Origin of the sequence: Breznakia sp. PF5-3 (assembly GCF_029504745.1) — a bacterium.
Classification (GTDB): domain Bacteria; phylum Bacillota_I; class Bacilli_A; order Erysipelotrichales; family Erysipelotrichaceae; genus Breznakia.
Map to the genome: position 1 here is coordinate 1 of NZ_JAQFIQ010000050.1, position 16,344 is coordinate 16,344.

General features: G+C 31.9%; 13 protein-coding genes. 9 read left to right on the top strand and 4 right to left on the bottom strand.

The annotated features are described in order from the left end of the window. Together M2475_RS10085 and M2475_RS10090 are read left to right on the top strand one after the other, a co-directional pair. Window positions 1-870: IS256 family transposase (locus M2475_RS10085; protein ID WP_277491310.1), on the top strand; the 870-nt coding region annotated here is incomplete at its 5' end. 113 nt (window positions 871-983) lie between these two features. Further along, window positions 984-1,457, top strand: a complete 474-nt coding sequence (locus tag M2475_RS10090; RefSeq protein ID WP_277491311.1) for an HAD domain-containing protein — start codon at window positions 984-986, stop codon at window positions 1,455-1,457. Between the two features lie 36 nt (window positions 1,458-1,493). Here the strand turns inward: M2475_RS10090 and M2475_RS10095 are convergent, their stop codons facing one another. Then, the gene (locus M2475_RS10095; RefSeq protein ID WP_277491313.1) at window positions 1,494-1,937 is read right to left on the bottom strand and encodes a PRD domain-containing protein; all 444 of its coding nucleotides are present in this window, start codon (window positions 1,935-1,937) and stop codon (window positions 1,494-1,496) included. Between the two features lie 321 nt (window positions 1,938-2,258). Between M2475_RS10095 and M2475_RS10100 the strand changes: the two genes are divergently transcribed. Further along, window positions 2,259-3,077 carry a MerR family transcriptional regulator gene (locus M2475_RS10100; RefSeq protein ID WP_277491314.1) on the top strand — a complete coding sequence of 273 codons (819 nt, stop codon included), beginning with the start codon at window positions 2,259-2,261 and terminating at the stop codon, window positions 3,075-3,077. Window positions 3,078-3,115: 38 nt separating this feature from the next. Here the strand turns inward: M2475_RS10100 and M2475_RS10105 are convergent, their stop codons facing one another. Then, window positions 3,116-3,730 carry a S24 family peptidase gene (locus M2475_RS10105; protein WP_277491315.1) on the bottom strand — a complete coding sequence of 205 codons (615 nt, stop codon included), beginning with the start codon at window positions 3,728-3,730 and terminating at the stop codon, window positions 3,116-3,118. Window positions 3,731-3,886: 156 nt separating this feature from the next. Between M2475_RS10105 and M2475_RS10110 the strand changes: the two genes are divergently transcribed. From M2475_RS10110 to M2475_RS10135, 6 genes are all read left to right on the top strand, one after another. Beyond that, entirely contained in the window at window positions 3,887-5,155 is a 1,269-nt protein-coding gene (locus M2475_RS10110) for a putative DNA modification/repair radical SAM protein (RefSeq protein WP_277491316.1), read from the top strand. Continuing rightward, window positions 5,134-5,898, top strand: coding sequence for a TIGR03915 family putative DNA repair protein (locus M2475_RS10115; RefSeq protein ID WP_277491317.1), 765 nt, complete (start codon window positions 5,134-5,136; stop codon window positions 5,896-5,898). The genes M2475_RS10110 and M2475_RS10115 overlap by 22 nt, the downstream gene beginning before the upstream one ends. Window positions 5,899-5,921: 23 nt before the next feature. Further along, complete coding sequence (locus tag M2475_RS10120; RefSeq protein ID WP_277491318.1) at window positions 5,922-7,562, top strand: molecular chaperone GroEL; 1,641 nt, start codon at window positions 5,922-5,924, stop codon at window positions 7,560-7,562. 490 nt (window positions 7,563-8,052) lie between these two features. Continuing rightward, window positions 8,053-9,348 carry a sigma-70 family RNA polymerase sigma factor gene (locus tag M2475_RS10125; RefSeq protein WP_277491319.1) on the top strand — a complete coding sequence of 432 codons (1,296 nt, stop codon included), beginning with the start codon at window positions 8,053-8,055 and terminating at the stop codon, window positions 9,346-9,348. Between the two features lie 22 nt (window positions 9,349-9,370). Then, a complete protein-coding gene (locus M2475_RS10130) occupies window positions 9,371-10,462 on the top strand; it encodes a hypothetical protein (protein ID WP_277491320.1) in 1,092 nt (363 codons plus the stop codon). Between the two features lie 146 nt (window positions 10,463-10,608). Then, window positions 10,609-15,048 carry a GH32 C-terminal domain-containing protein gene (locus M2475_RS10135; protein WP_277491321.1) on the top strand — a complete coding sequence of 1,480 codons (4,440 nt, stop codon included), beginning with the start codon at window positions 10,609-10,611 and terminating at the stop codon, window positions 15,046-15,048. Window positions 15,049-15,080: 32 nt separating this feature from the next. Here M2475_RS10135 and M2475_RS10140 read toward each other — a convergent pair whose 3' ends face one another. Both M2475_RS10140 and M2475_RS10145 read right to left on the bottom strand, forming a co-directional pair. After that, window positions 15,081-16,106, bottom strand: coding sequence for a dihydrodipicolinate reductase (locus M2475_RS10140; RefSeq protein WP_277491322.1), 1,026 nt, complete (start codon window positions 16,104-16,106; stop codon window positions 15,081-15,083). Between the two features lie 42 nt (window positions 16,107-16,148). After that, a partial coding sequence (locus M2475_RS10145; RefSeq protein WP_277491323.1) for a hypothetical protein occupies window positions 16,149-16,344 on the bottom strand: 196 nt, incomplete at its 5' end.

Sequence of the window (16,344 nt, forward strand, 5' to 3'; positions counted from 1 at the left end):
CTGTATTCGAAAGGTGTGACAACTGCTGAAATCGCTGACCTTATTGAAAAGATGTATGGTCATGCGTATTCACCAGCAACGATTTCAAACATCACGATGGCAGTTGAAGAACATGTGCAAGCATTTCACTCGAGAAAACTGAACAAGCGTTATTCTGTTGTTTATGGTGATGCCACAATGATTAATGTCAGACGCGATAGTGTTTCGAAAGAAGCGTTGCATATACTAATTGGGATTACCCATGAAGGAACTAAGGAGGTACTAGATTACCAACTATATCCACAAGAATCAAGCGAAAACTACAAAGAAATGCTTGAAGACATTAAGCAACGTGGTACTAAAGAAATTCTTCTTTTCGTAACGGATGGTTTAACTGGACTAGCGAATGCTTGCTTAGATGTTTACCCAAAAGCAAAACATCAAGCTTGTTGGGTACATGTTCAACGAAGCGTTTCAAGAAACGTTCGTGCCAAAGATAAGAGAGAAGTTCTTGATGATTTAAAACCGGTTTATAGGGCGAAAGATGAAGTTGAAGCACGAAATCATCTTGAAGCTTTTAAAGATAAATACAGAAGTCGTTACCCAAAGGTGATTAAATCACTAGCGGATAATCAATCACTATTCAGTTTTTATGAATTTCCAGAAGCAATTAGAAGTAGTCTTTATACGACAAATCTCATTGAGGGGATGAATAAGCAACTAAAGCGAAATACCAAACGTAAAGAACAATTTCCAAACGAGGATTCACTTGATCGTTTCGTATGTGACTACATGATGGATTATAACAGACGATTTTCCACACGAATCCATAAAGGATTCGGATTAGTACAAGCAGAGATTAATGATATGTTTGACAAAAGATACAATTAAATTCTACTATGACGTTTACACAAAATTATTGACACTGCCTAATTTCTTTCATTTTTATATAATATAATTACTATCTATTATGAAAAAGTAATATAATGAATATAGGTGATGATATGAAAGTTGTCTTTTTAGATATAGATGGAGTTTTGAATTCTTATAAGTATATGGAAAAACCTTTTGTTTTAAAAGGGAAAAATTATCATTTTATTGATAAGAAAAATATTGCTAATCTAAAAGAAATTATTAATAAAACAAATGCAGTTATAGTATTATCTTCTACTTGGCGGCTATCTTTTTATGATGATTTAACAAGTAATAATAAGATGGGAGAAGCATTAATTTATGCACTGAAGGAAGCAAATCTTTCTTTGTATGCTATGACTCCTTATAATGGCATTGATCGCTACCAAGAAATACAAGAATGGTTGTTAGAACATCCAGAAGTTAGTACATATATAATCTTGGATGATACAGATTATGATTGGAAAGATATAAAGCCTTATTGGATTCCTTGCAACCCTAAGGTAGGTTTAACTAAAAAGGATGCAAAGAAAGCAATTCGTTTGCTAGGAGAGGTTAAAAAATAATAAAGAAAAAAGGGTATACTAAGCTTTGAATAGGTTTCATTCTGTTTCGTAAATTAATGATTGAATGTGAATGGTTAGAAATATAATTTCTGTTCCTGTTAAGTCGAATTCATATTTTTGTTTTAGGAACTGTGCTATGTTTTCTGCACATTTATATGGTAATTGATATTTTTTTCTAGCTTCAGGAAACCATTCGTCTATATTGGATACATCTTTTTGTTTCTTTAAAATTCGAATGGATAGATATTTTAAATGTTCGATTAGTCTTCTTCCAGATATAGATTTATGATCCAGTTTAAACATAAAATGATATTTTATCAGTTTTATCATTTCATTGATTTGTTCCATAATCTTAAGAATGTGAAGGGGTGAAACATGATGTCTAGCAGCAGCAATGATAATTGCTATATCTGCCATTGCATTATCATTCAAAGATAAGTTGAAGTTAGCATTCATATCTTCAATGATGACTTTAGACATACTATATTCTTCTTGAAAAAATGTAAGTACATTATATTTTGTGATATTGGATAAAGACAGTTGTACATGTTTGTAATCAACGTTGAGAAAATACTTATAGAGTGTAATATAGATTGAATTATCAATTTTTTCGGGTAATTTACTTTTAATATAAGATACATGCTTTTTTATGTAAGGGGCATAATTCATTATAGAAGGATGTGTATAAATGATGTTGTGAGTTTCTTTCATAGGAATACTCCTTTCGCTATTAAAACTATAAGCTGTCTTGTAACTTGACAGTCAAGCGATATTAAAATAGTATTTAAGAAAGAGGTTTATATGGAAAAAATTGATCGAGAAATATATTTATCAACAGGAGAGTTTGCAAAGATGGTGGGTATTCGTAGAAAACATCTAATTTATTATGATGAAATTGGATTGTTTTCGCCTGAAATTGTTTTAGATAATGGATATCGTTACTATTATTATCGTCAATTGTATACATTAAATATGATTTTAACACTGAAAGAGATAGGGATGTCATTGGAAGAAATTAAGCAATTTACAGATAATAGAAATCCGGATAGTATGATTTCAATTTTTAAAAATCAAAATGAAAAAGTAGAGAAAGAAATCGAAAAATTAACTCTGATTAAAGATATGATGAAGGTTCATGTTGAAACAGCACAACTTGCAAAATCAGTGAAGGTGGGAAGTATTCAAGTACTTGATTTTGATGAAGAGCCAATTTTTGTAGGAAGTGATAATATTTTTGAAGAAGATGAAAAACCATTGCTTTCAAAAGCTATTTCAAGGTTTTACAAAAATGTTAGTTCACAAGGCTACAGTTTTGCTTTTCCAATCGGCTTTTATATTGATTATGAGCAATATAAAAGAAAGAATTTTAAGTTTACTTCACATTTTTATTATCGAGTTGCTAGATCAAAGGAGTGTAAGCCAGCTGGGAAATATATTGTGCTATATGAATGCAATGCATATAGTGATAGAAATGCTCTATATGAGAGAATATTTGCGTATGCTAAGAAACATCATTATAAACTCACAGGTTACATATATGAGGACAATCTTTTAAATGAAATAACAGCAAAAGACCCCAAAGAATATATTTTGCGAATATCCATCAGAATAGATGAATAAAAAAACGCTACTTATAGCGTTTATATTGTTATGAGAGACTAAAATTCAATTTTACAAGATACCACCCTACCAATGATAGAAACAGGTAATTCATTTACTTCTTGAGCTGTGAAATAACGATTTTCATAATCTGGATTCGTTGCTTCTAAAATAAGTAAATTCTTTTCTTTGATTACTTTTTTGATAGTTGCTTCATCACCATTGATTACAACAACAGCAATATCTCCAGAGTTTACATCAGATTGTGCTTTAACATAAACCTTACTACCATCAAAAATATGTGAGCCAATCATAGAGTCTCCTTTGACTTGAAGGAAGTAATCACCTTTGTTTACGTCGGAATCACTTACTTCTTCATAACCTAGTAGTTGCTCATTTGCAATCAAATCATAGCCTGCCTTAACGAAGCCTAATACCGGCTTCATTTTTTTTGAATGTTCTTTGGAGTCTTGATTATCCCAGCTGATTAAGGTCATGGGATCAATTTCTAAGATGGTTGCTAATTTTAAAATTTTGTCATTTTTAATATTTTTTATTTCACCAGTTTCCCAACGGGTAACCGTTGGCATACTTACACCAACATACTTTGCCACTTGCTCAGTTGTCAGTTTTAATGATTTTCTTTTTCTTCGAATATATTCATTCATTTGCATAAAATCACCTCATAATTATTATAAGCAAATAAGTACATAAATGCAATTATGCAATTAAATAAAAAGAATAAATTACGTTTTTGTATTGTAATTACGTAACTTTCTAGTATAATTAAACTATAAAAAGTACGTAAACGTACTTTAGGAGGAGTAACTATGGAAGTTGCTGAAAAATTGAAAATATTAGCAGATAGTGCAAAATATGATGTTTCTTGTAGTTCGAGTGGAAGCGATCGCAAAAATACTGATAAAGGAATAGGAAATGCAAGTCTTTGTGGGATTTGTCATAGTTTCTCTGCAGATGGTAGATGTATTTCGTTGCTTAAAATATTAATGACCAATTCTTGCATCTATGACTGTAAATATTGTATTAATCGAGCTTCTAATAATATTCAAAGAGCTTGTTTTACACCACAAGAGATAGCAGATATAACAATTAATTTTTATCGAAGAAATTATATAGAAGGTTTATTTTTGAGTTCAGGAATTATCAAAAATCCAGATTATACAATGGAAATGCTGTGTGAAGCGATTTCTATTTTGCGTAATAAGTATCATTTTAATGGATATATTCATGCGAAAACAATTCCTGGTGCAAGTCAAGATATGATTAATAAGTTGGGGTTATTGGTAGATCGTATGAGTATTAATATAGAGTTACCTTCTAATCAAAGTTTGAAATTGCTTGCTCCCAATAAAGAAAAGGATGCTATTTTAGAACCTATGAAATATATTAAGAATACGGTTAAACAAGATCGAAAGTTTGTGCGAGCAGGGCAGACCACACAACTTATTATAGGTGCAACACCAGAGTCAGATTTTAAAATCTTATCCTTAGCTGAGGGAATGTATGGAAAGATGAACATGAAAAGAGTTTATTATTCCGCATATGTACCACTTAATCATGATGATCACTTACCAGCGCTTAAGAAACCGCCATTGTTAAGAGAGAATCGATTGTATCAAGCGGATTGGTTGCTCCGATTTTATGGGTTTAAAGTTGAGGACCTTTTGGATGATAGTCATCAAAATTTCAATGAATTATTGGATCCTAAAGCAGATTGGGCATTGCACAATATGGATTATTTTCCAGTTGAAATTAATAAAGCTGATTACTATACACTTTTACGAGTTCCAGGGATTGGTGTTTTGTCAGCAAAGAAGATAATGGCAGCTAGAAAACATCATAAATTAACATTTGAAAGCTTAAAAAAAATGCGCGTTGTTTTAAAGCGGGCAAAATATTTTATTACCTGTGATGGGAAATATTTTGCAAGTACTTCATTTTTTAATAGTAATTTAATTTCTAGTGCATTAATCCATGATGAAAGAAAGCTGCTTATCGATTCAACGGATACAGTTCAATTATCACTTTTTGAACCCACGACAAAGGATAGAGTAGAATGCATCACTGGACAGTTATAGATTGTACTTATTTGTATGATGGTTCACTTGAAGGGATATTGAGTGTTGTGTATACATGTTTAAAAGATAAGCAAATCCCAAATATGGTTATAGAAGAAGAGAACTATGTTGGAAATTTATTTGAACAACCTAAAATGATTTCTACAAATCTCGATCATTCTTCTTATATTCTCGAACAAATTCAAGAGAAGGTTTCAGATTTGGCTTTGTATTATGTATATACTTCATTTCTATCAAGTGACAAAAAGAAAGCCAATGCGCTTCTTCATTACATAATTTATGCTTTTAAATATGGATTTAAAATAAATCAAATGAAAAGTATAGATTGTGTCATTGAAGTACAACGAATTGCTAAGAATGTGAAATACGAAGCTCATCGATTTTCAGGCTTTATAAGATTTAAGGAATTAGAAAATAAGTTTTTATATGCTGAGTATGAATCTGATAATGATATTTTAACGTTCTTGGCAGATCATTTCAGTGATCGATTGCAACAAGAGATATGGATGATTCATGATAAGACGAGGTTTCAAATTGCTTTATACAATCGTGATGAATATATTATTGTAGATTCTAAAACAATTGATTTGACAATAATTGAAAGTGATCAAGAGGATTATTATCTACAATTATGGAAAGACTATTTTAAAAACATAACGATTAAAGAAAGAGAAAACAGGCGTTGTCAGCGAAGTTTTATGCCAAAAAAATATTGGAAATATTTACCAGAAACAAAAGGATAATAATGAAATAAAGGAGTTAAGATATGAAGAAAAGAATATTATCAAGTGACGAAGCAAGAGCCTCTCTTGTCAATGGAGTAAATCAGCTAGCAGATACAATCAAAGCTACCTTAGGACCAAAAGGTAGAAATGTTGTAATTGCAAATGAATATACAGGGCCATATATTACAAATGATGGTGCAACAATAGCTAGAGAATTTATATTAGAAGAACCATTTGAAAATGTTGGTGTCGATTTAGTAAAAGAAGTGGCATTGAAAACAAATGATTTAGCAGGCGATGGAACAACAACGGCGGTTTTGTTGGCACAAAAAATGATAAATGAGGGACTTAAGTATATTCGTGATGGATATAATCCGATGCTTTTGAAGAATAGTATTCAAAAAGCTGTAGATCTAGCAGTGAAGCATTTGTTTCAATCCACACAAAAAATAGTGATTCCATTACAGGTAAGGGATATTGCTACGATTTCTTCAGGTGAGCCAGCAATAGGTGAAATTATTGCCGAAGCAATTGAGAAAATTGGTGATAATGCGCTTATTTCAATAGAGGAATCAAAATCAACAGCAACAAAATTGGAGATTGTTAAGGGATATAAAATGGATGAGGGATATGTTTCAGCATATATGACAAATGATCAAGTTAAAATGTGTGCAAATTTAAAAAATCCTTATGTTTTAATTACAGATGAAAAGATTACTGCTATTGAACAGATTTCTAATATCCTTGAGAAGTTGATTGAAATAAATGCTGATCTTGTTTTAATATCAGATACTATTCGTGAAGATGTTCTCTCTACTTTGATTTTAAATAAGGTTCAAGGAATTTTGAATGTTGTAGCAATTAAAGCGCCATCAACGCACGAACATCGGAAAGAAATATTAGAAGATATTGCAGTTGTTACAGGAGGGAATGTGATTTGTAAGGAGTTAGGATATACCCTTGAAAACGTAGAGATTAATGATCTTGGAAGAGCAGGACAAATAAGTGTTGAAAAAGAATCGACAATGATTATTGAAGGATTTTCAAATCAAGCATTATTTAATCAAAGGTATGAACAAATTCAAAATCTTATTCATGAATCTACTACAGAGTTTGAAAAAGAACGTTTGGAATTGCGATTGGCAAATCTTTCAGAATCGGCAGCGATTTTAAAGGTTGGTGCAATGAGCGAATTAGAGATGAAAGAGAAAAAAATGAAGATTGAAGATGCACTTTGCGCTGTCAGAGTTGCGATGAAAGAAGGTATTTTACCAGGCGGAGGATTGGCGTATTTTAATACAGCAAAATATTTGGAATCATTTTCTAAGGAAATGATAGAAGATACAGTTGGGTTTCGCATTGTAATTGATAGTTTAAAAGAACCAGTTAAGCAACTCTTAATGAATGCTGGAGTTGAAGATGTGACAGAGCGATTAAAGAAACTTGAAACAGCGGATGCAGTAAGTGCATACGACATTCATTCTTTAACGTTAGTGGATATGTTTGAAGCTGGAATTATTGATCCTAGCACAGTAGAGCGAGTGGCGTTGCAATCCGCTTCTAGTATTGCTTCACTTATTTTAACAACCGAAAGTATCCTCGTGGATACTTCGATGGAAAGTATTATAAAAAAAGAATTGAATGATCAAGTAATTCAAGATAGCAATGCGGGATTATATTGATTTAAAGAAAAATATAACATAAAAAACAAAGTAAAAATAACCTTCAATTTTACTTTGTTTTTGTTTATAGTTCATTACAAATTAATTAGGATTTATAACAACATGAGAAAATTATCACAAATCTGTGGCAATATAGATACAAATGATTTAACTGTATTTTAATATTTATGATTATCTTTATTACGATGTATATCACTATTGTTTAAATACAATTTATAGTGATATATTTTTTTATCTTTGATAAAAATACAGCGATTATTTTAGGAATGATATAAACAGGGAAGAAGTAGAATGAGATTTTTAAATTAATAAAATCGTCACCAATGGGTTTGATTTATGAAAATTGAAACTTTTTTGAATTAAATGGACGATTTTAATTTTATGTTGTGTCTAGATTAATGAGTGGGAAAAATAAAATGAACGATTTGGAAATTTTTCCCTACAAATTAAGGAGGGATAAGACATAATAAGCAGGAGGGCAAGTATATATATGGACAAAAGGATGAATAAGGTTGAAGAAGATACAATCGTAAAAGCACAGGCGGGCGATACGGATGCGTTTTCAGAAATATACAAGGTATATTATAATAGAGTTTATTTTATTGCTTATCAATATTATCGAGATAGCGAAACAGCAAAAGATATTGTACAAGAAGTGTTTATAAGAGTTTATAGAAAAATTAAGCAATTAAAAGAACCAGTAACATTTAATGCATGGCTTGGGAAAGTGACTTACTCTATTTGTGTTAATCATAAAAGAGGAAAGCTGAAAACAATTGATTTAGGAGACACTATGGATATTGAAGACTTTGGTGATCATAATCATGTATCTGTGGAAGAGGTTTTAGAAAATCAAAGAATTAAAGAAACTATATTTGAATCTTTGGAGACGATGAGTGCACCATTAAAAAGTGTAGGGTTATTGCGTTATTATCAAGAATTTTCAATTAATGAGATAGCTGATATATTAGATATCCCCCATGGAACTGTAACTTCAAGGATAAATAGAATTAAGAAGATTCTAAAAGTAGATTTGGAGAATAAAGGAATAACACCAAAAAACTATATGTTGGTAATATCGCCATCATTGCTATGTGCTGCTTATCAAGAATTGAGTAATAAGTATGTTCTTAATCAGGCAAGTAGCAATAATATTTTAGATAGTATTTTACATAGCCCCAAATTACTGTTAGCAGGGCTTTTTCCAAAGATAGCAACTGTAGGTGTTTTGAGTGCTGCAATAACAACAGGAATGCTGTTAACAAGAGATACATCATCATCGGTTTCTGCAGATGTTATTGCTCCTCCATATTCGCGCGAGATGATGATTGTGGAAACGGCAAAAATAGAAGAAATTAGCTATGATAAAAATTGGACCAATAAGGCTATTAAGCTAAATATTACAACATCAAATGATAACTATGACCAAATTACAATAAATGATGAAGTAACAGATATGATTAGTGAAAATGGAAATTATAAGATTCAATTAAGGAAAGATGGAAAGGTAATCGATGAAAAACGGATTAAAGTATCCAACATAGATATTCATAGTCCAAATGGAACATATAAGCAAAGCGAAAATACATTTACATATCATTTGAATGATGATTTATCACAAATTGATCCAACAAGCATTCGCTTTTATAAAGATGGTGTACCAAGCGAAGAATATCATTACAATGTAGAAGATAATGTATTAACAATTCTCAGTGTTGGAGATACAATAGATACATTTTTTATCAGTGATCAAGCAGGAAATGAACTGGAAATTATAATTAAATAGATTAAAATACGGAGGAAATAAGATGAAGAAAAAAGTAATATCATTATTTATATTAAGCATTATATGTGGAGTGTTTTTTGTAGGTGAGACAAGTGGAGTAAGTGCAGATTCGGAAATTGATACAGATGTAGAATTTCACAATTTAACAAATCCAGGTAGAGCATTTACAGAGGATGATGAAATCCAAGTAAAAATTACAATGAGCTCAGAACGTAAGCTCAAAAACATTTATTTAAGTATGGAATGTGTAAACTATGAAATTTTAGATGGAAGTATAAGTTTTTCAGAGCCGCTTTCAAGCTATGGGATACAAAGCGATGGATCATATGAATTTAAGATTAGTACAATGGAAGCTGATACAAAGTATACGTTAATATACACAATTCGTTTTACAGGAACGGTTGGAAGCAATGTTGAAATGATTGCACCAGCTTCGTTTGGATATCGAGGAACATACAGTGTTGGAGGAATATTTGGAGGTGCCAATGTACAATATGCAGGTACAGAAATTTATGCAGCACCACAAAAACAAATTCAAAAGACCTCTAAGAACCTTACTAGTGTAGATGGGACAAATAACGTTGGGGATATGGTTGAATACACAATTGTAGTAAAAAACAATGCAACAAATGCATCTTTGTGGGATAAGATTAATGTATATGATTATTTACCTTTAGGAATGAGTATTGATACAAATACGATTACTGTAAATGGAAGTAATATTAGTAATTATGTAGAAAAAAACAATGGAGATATTATAATTCCATTGAATAATCTAACAAATGGTCAATCCGCAACGATTACATATCGTGGAATAATATTAGATTCAGCAGTTTCAAAAACAATTATTAATACTGCCGAAGTAGATACATTAAAAGCAAAAGATAATGGTCTTTATGTATCTGCAAAAGAAAAACCAAGTGTTGTCCCAGATAAAGATGATTCGACAAATAATAAAACAACAATTATGAAGCCTAGTGTAGCAAATCCCAAAGCTGCTAGTGGAAGTACAGTTAATACTGCAGATACAACAAATACATCATTGTTATTGTTATTAATGGGTGTAAGCTCTATTAGTGCATTGATGATGTTGAGAAAGCAAAAAAGATCTTAGGATCTTTTTTTGTTTTAAAATGACAATTATACTTTTGATTGTTTACAATTGTCAGAAATATTGGTTACTTTTGTAAAGTGCTTTTTGTAAGCTCTTTCATTTATAATGTGAATATAGACGCAATGTTTATTGAGGAGGAGCAAGATATGTATACAAAGAAACTGTATAAAGTAGGGTATGTTTTCATTTGTACGTTGCTAATCGTATCATCATTTTATAGTAATACGATTAGTTTAGAAGCAAGTGATATTCGTGATGATATTCGCGAAGTCGTTGAAGAAGGAACATTCACAAAAGGATCAAATGGGGAAATCCTTAAGGATTTTACTTCACAAAATGGGACATTACAAAAAAATGAGGGAGAGATCACCCTTTCAAAGGAAGCAGGAGATCATTTTGTCGCTTATGATGCAGATAAGCGCTATAAAAGTTTTATCTATGAGGCGGATGTTGATGTTTTGGATGGACCTAGTGCAGCATTATTAGTAGGAATAAAAAATAAGGATAATGTGAGCGCGGAAACATGGTATGGAGCAAATTTTAATACCAATGATTTTGATAATACAGCTAGATTGTTTAAAGTTAATGATTTTCAAGAATACTTTAAAGTAAATAAAGATGATGCTACAGCGATTGTAGATTTTAATCAAACACTTCATTTGTCAATTGAATTTAAAGAAAATGGAGATTTTATATATAAATTATCTAATAAGGGAAGCAATCAAGTATTAGAAAAAAGCGGAAATGTGGCAGGATGGGAAGGCGGATATGTAGGTTTGCTTACCTTTGATACAGAAGCAAAATATTCTAACATAAAACTTTTAGATACATCACTTTCAAATTCGCAGTCTTTGTTTAAAACAGATTTATCTAATCTGCATGCAAAAGAAGGTGCATGGAGTGTGCAAGGAAACGGGTTACAAAGTGTTTCTGAAGATTATAAAGATGCAATTTTACTTTCTGATGCAACAGCGAAAAATTTTGTATATCGTGCAGATGTAAAATTTAATGAACGTAAAGATACAGCTGCTTCATTAGTCTTTAGAGCTGATAGTGATATGAATAACAAAAATATGTATGTAGCAAATCTGAATGCACAATCCGGAGAAGCACGTATCTTTAAGTTTGAAGATGGAAGAGCATTAGATTTGGTTCAATCTCAAAAAATAAAATTAAATGATAAAAATGAATATCATTTAAAAGTAACAGCAATTGATAAGCATTTTGTCTTCTACATTAATGGAGAGTTAGTGCTGAACACAGCAGACTATACGATGGGAAGTGTTGGTGGACAAAATGATGCCCTTCTTGATGGACAATTAGGGCTTATGACATGGAATGGTAATGTTACATATCAAAATGTAGAATTTATGGAACTTGATGATACAACAACACCTACATTAAGCCAATTATCGATTGTACCAAATGGAACGATTGATCAAGATTTGAAATTTGCAGATGGTCAATATGTATATATTGGATATGTGAAAAATGATACAACATCAATAGCTCTTGATGCGACTAAGAAAAATAGTAATACGGATTTGGTTGTAACAAATGCTAATGGGGATGTATTAGATATCAACAATTTACCTGTAACACTAGGAAAAAATGTGTTTACGATTACAGCAAGTAATGGAAATGCAAAACTTGTGTATCGCGTAATGGTGCATAAACGTCTTCCAGATGCAAATTACTATAATGAAGATTATCGTGGACAATACCATTATTCAGTAAAAGAAGGATGGGCGAATGATCCAAATGGTATGGTTTATTATAATGGGAAATATCATTTATTTTATCAATTTTATAATGATACAAATTGGGGGCCAATGCATTGGGCACATGCAACTAGTAGTGATTTGATTCATTGGGATGAACAACCAATTGAATTTTATCCAGATGAATATGGAACGATGTTTTCAGGGTGTGCTGTAATTGATGAAGGTAATACATCAGGATTGTTTAGTAGTAATGCGGGTGGATTGGTTGCCTTAATTACTACCGATGGAAATGGACAAAGAGTAATAGCTGCATATAGTGAAGATGGAGAAACTTGGGAAAAAGCAGAAGGTGTTGCAATTGATTGGACAGAAGATTCTTTACAATCAGAAGCATTCCGTGATCCAAAGGTTTTCCGTTACGAAGGAAAATGGTTTATGGTCATTGCAGGAGGCCAATTAAGAATTTATTCTTCTGATAATTTATTAGATTGGACAGAAGAATCTGTTTATCCAAACTTGCATACAGAATGCCCTGATTTATATCCACTTGAAGTAGTAGATGAGCAAGGTGTAAAAACAGGAGAAAGTAAATGGGTATTGGATAGAGGTGGACGCCAATATAAGGTAGGAGACTTTAAGCAAGTAGATGGTAATTGGGAATTTGTTCCTGATGATGCATATAAGAGTAATAATGATGCAAAAGGAATGGGACATCATGATGTAGATGGAATTATGAATTTTGGAAAAGATTCTTATGCAGCAATGACATATTATATGGGTGATTTTGGAACAAGCACATCAATGAATCATCAACGAATTATTGCGATAAACTGGATGAATACGTGGGAAGATTATTGTAATTTAGTAGATGATGCATCTAATAATACGGTATTCAATGGTACTTTTAATTTACAGTTGGAATTATCATTGACCAAAAATGATAATGGTGACTATGTATTACGTCAAGTACCAATTAAGGAATATGAGGATTTACGTGATACAGAGATAAAATATGAAAATGTTGAGGTAACAGAAGGAAAAAATATTTTAGCAGACTTTAAAGGTGATACATATGAGGTAGTGGCAAACTTCAAACCACAATCTGGTACAAAAGAAGTAGGTTTTAAAGCACGTACTGGAAACAATCAAGAAACAGTAGTGAAATACAATTTTGAAACACAAAAAATTACTATTGATCGTTCAAAATCAGGAGCATATCCAACAGCGAAATTCTTGGAAGTGGATGAGCAAAGAGTAAAAGTAAATGATGATGGTTCAATTGATTTGCATATTTATGTAGATAAAGCGAGTATTGAAGTATTCACAAAGGATTATACAGTTACTGGAGCAAATCAAATATTTCCAAACCCAACAAGTTTAGGGGCAGAAGTATTTTGTGTTGGTGAAGCAGCAACAGCCAATATTACGATTTATTCTATGGAATCTATTTGGACAGACAAAGTTATTCCAACACAACCAATTGCAATTGGATTGAGTGATCATGAAAAAAATATATACGTTGATGATCAATTTGATTTAGATGCTTGGGTAACACCACTTAATGTGAGCCAAGATGTAGAATGGAAAGTAGAAGATGAAAATATCTTAAGTGTTACACCAGCTACAAAAGAAAACCGTATGAAAGTAACTGCACTGAGTGCAGGGACTACGAAGATAACTGTAGCAAGTAAAACCAATCCAGAAATTAAAGCAGAATGTATAGTGAATGTTAGGGTAGATAATTTCCAAACAAATTTAAGTGGGTATACAGCTAATGGAGGAACATGGTACATAGATGATACATATTATCATGGAATAGATAGTGGAAATGCGTTTATGTTTGCTGAAAATAGAGCAACGATAGATACGTATACCTATGAAAGTGATGTGCTATATAAGAATGGAATTGTAAATGTTATCTTTGCTTCTCAGACAACGAATGTATGGGACGGATGTTATGCTGTGCAATTAGTTGATAACAAAGTAAGACTATTTGACTTCAAAGGTGATTATACATTTGCTGAAACATTTACATTGAAAAAAGCAAGTGATGATATTTATCATGTTGAGATAGATGTTGAAGGTGATAGGATTATTGTGAAGGTTAATGGAGAGCAATATATAGATCATACATTAAGCAATGCAGAGCAATCTAGAAGTTATCGTAATGGTTTATTTGGTATGGGAATTTATAATGCTCATGCACAATTTGCCAATGTCTTTGTTACAACATCTGCACCAGCAACACAAGTGATAGATACCTTTGATACGATTGAAATGACATTTGATAAAAGCTTGGATGATTTAAAAGCAGTATTAGCTACAGAAGCTAGTGTTGCCTGTGATGCTGGGATTGTGAAAAAAGAAAAAGAAACAATCACATGGGATTTAAGTGGTGTTAATATGGAAATTCCAGGAGTTTATGAAATTACAGGGAAAACAGCATCCAACTTAGAAGTTAGTGTACAACTTGTAATTAAGGCAGATAAGCAATCTATGTTGCCACCAATGGAGGCGTACAAAGACTTGGATAAAACATTGTATACAAGGGAAAGTGTAGAGATCTATACAGAAGCTTACTTTGAAGCACTTCTTATATACAACAATCCAAATGCTACTTATTCGCAAATGTTAAGTGCAATTGAACAATTGCAGCAAGCAAGAGAAGGATTAGAAAAATTAAGTACAACGCCTGATAAAAAGCCTAATGATGATGGTAAGCCTGCTACAAAACCAACTGATTCAATTGAAAAAGGAAATGGAGTTATGTCAGGAGATAACAGTAATGTCTTTGGATATATGATACTTTTGATTAGTAGTGTAATAATTCTTGCATTTGCTCGAAAGAAAGTAAAAGAATAATAAAAAACAAGCCAATCGGCTTGTTTTTGCTTTTAATATAATTGCATAGGATAAGCTAAATATTCTAATTCATCTAGTTTTTCAACGGTTACAAATCCACTAGGGGCATATAATACCGTTGGAATTCGATTCACGATGGTAGCACAAGTATGTTCAGGTGTTGCTGGTTTCACAACATGGAACTCTGTATCAGGTTCTCCTGTGATTTTCCAATCACACATATCTCCATCATCTGGTCCATATACTTTACCAATACATTGCGTTTCGATGATTGGACCTTGGAAAGTTTCGGTTGTAACGACAGCACTCATTCCAATACAGTTTCCTTTTGGAATTGTTGTTCCAAGGGTTTCTGAATATAAGTCTGTATCATAGAAGTAAGGGACACATTTTTGCGTTTGTTTTTTGATTGTCCAACCTAATTTATTACATAATGCTTCATTTGAATTCCAAACATAAGATGGTTCTAATACTTCAGGATGAGCAACTGTTTTTTCAAATTCTTCAGGTGTTAATCCAGCACCGTGTGCTTTGGCAAGTGCAAGTCCATAGTCTTCAACATTATAGCTTACAGCTCCTTCAATTTTGTTAATATTATGCACACCACCAGCTACACAACCAACCATATTAATCCAGTAAATATCTTGCATTCCTGCACCAACGATAGTACATCCAGTTTCTTTTGCAAGTAGATCCAATTTGTTTGTTAAATCACTTGCTGTTGTCCATGGGTAAATTGCTTCTTCACAAGTTGTGATAACATTGATTCCACGTTCTACACATTTTTCAAAGTGTGGGTAACAATCTTTCACAAAACTAAATAAAGTAACAATAGCAATATCAGCATCACAACTATCTAATACAGCGTCAGCGTCATCACTAATCTTTACACCCAATGTGCCAATTCCTGCAAATTCTCCAACATCTTGTCCAACAACATCAGGATTTACATCAATAGCACCAACGATTTCCGCTCCTTTTTCGTAAAGGTAACGAATAATATACTTTGACATCTTTCCACATCCATACTGCACTACTCTAATTTTTTCTTTGTTCATGATTACTGTCCTCCTTAACATGATTCAAATAAAAACGGAATACTATCTACTGCTTTCTGGATAGTTTCTGCTACCCTTAATATAACAAAGATTTATAGATAGTAAAAGAAAATCAAATGATATTATATTTTTAATTGGTTGTAGGTCAATTTGCAGAGAAAGTTCCTTATTAGAGAAAGTTCCCTTTTTAAAAGAACTTTTTACTACAAAGTATTTTAAAAAATGAAAAAACAATATA

Coding starts and splice junctions, on each gene's coding strand:
- M2475_RS10090 (WP_277491311.1), top strand. CDS start 984: ATGAAAGTTGTCTTTTTAGATATAGATGGAGTTTTGAATTCTTATAAG.
- M2475_RS10095 (WP_277491313.1), bottom strand. CDS start 1,937: ATGTCTAAAGTCATCATTGAAGATATGAATGCTAACTTCAACTTATCT.
- M2475_RS10100 (WP_277491314.1), top strand. CDS start 2,259: ATGGAAAAAATTGATCGAGAAATATATTTATCAACAGGAGAGTTTGCA.
- M2475_RS10105 (WP_277491315.1), bottom strand. CDS start 3,730: ATGCAAATGAATGAATATATTCGAAGAAAAAGAAAATCATTAAAACTG.
- M2475_RS10110 (WP_277491316.1), top strand. CDS start 3,887: ATGGAAGTTGCTGAAAAATTGAAAATATTAGCAGATAGTGCAAAATAT.
- M2475_RS10115 (WP_277491317.1), top strand. CDS start 5,134: ATGCATCACTGGACAGTTATAGATTGTACTTATTTGTATGATGGTTCA.
- M2475_RS10120 (WP_277491318.1), top strand. CDS start 5,922: ATGAAGAAAAGAATATTATCAAGTGACGAAGCAAGAGCCTCTCTTGTC.
- M2475_RS10125 (WP_277491319.1), top strand. CDS start 8,053: ATGGACAAAAGGATGAATAAGGTTGAAGAAGATACAATCGTAAAAGCA.
- M2475_RS10130 (WP_277491320.1), top strand. CDS start 9,371: ATGAAGAAAAAAGTAATATCATTATTTATATTAAGCATTATATGTGGA.
- M2475_RS10135 (WP_277491321.1), top strand. CDS start 10,609: ATGTATACAAAGAAACTGTATAAAGTAGGGTATGTTTTCATTTGTACG.
- M2475_RS10140 (WP_277491322.1), bottom strand. CDS start 16,106: ATGAACAAAGAAAAAATTAGAGTAGTGCAGTATGGATGTGGAAAGATG.